This window comes from Streptomyces sp. BE303, assembly GCF_036290945.1.
GTDB lineage: Bacteria > Actinomycetota > Actinomycetes > Streptomycetales > Streptomycetaceae > Kitasatospora.
In genome coordinates, this window is sequence record NZ_JAQYWZ010000374.1 from 1 (window position 1) to 394 (window position 394).

The 394-nt window shown below is 71.8% G+C and carries 1 protein-coding gene; it reads left to right on the top strand.

What is annotated here, in order from left to right:
• Positions 1 to 394: ABC transporter permease (locus PUR56_RS06230; RefSeq protein WP_443034442.1), on the top strand; the 394-nt coding region annotated here is incomplete at both ends.

The window sequence follows — 394 nt, forward strand, 5'->3', positions numbered from 1 at the left end:
CTACGCCATCGGCGGCAACGACACCGCCGCCCGCCTCGCCGGCATCAACATCAACAAATACCTCATCGCCGTCTACGCCCTCATCGGCACCGTCGCCGCCGTCGCCGGCATCCTCCTCACCGCCCGCACCGGCTCCGGCCAGCCCGTCTCCGGCAGCGAGGGCCTCGAACTCAAGGCCATCACCGCAGCCGCCCTCGGCGGCGCCGCCCTCAAGGGCGGCAAGGGCGGCATCGGCGGCACCCTCCTAGCCGTCGCCCTCCTCGGCTGCCTGGAGAACGGCCTCACCGTCCAGGGCATCAACTCCTTCTGGCAGAACGTCGCCCAGGGCGCCCTCCTCGTCGTCGCCGTCGTCATCCAGCAACGCCGCAACGGCGAACGCGCCGTCGGACTCCCC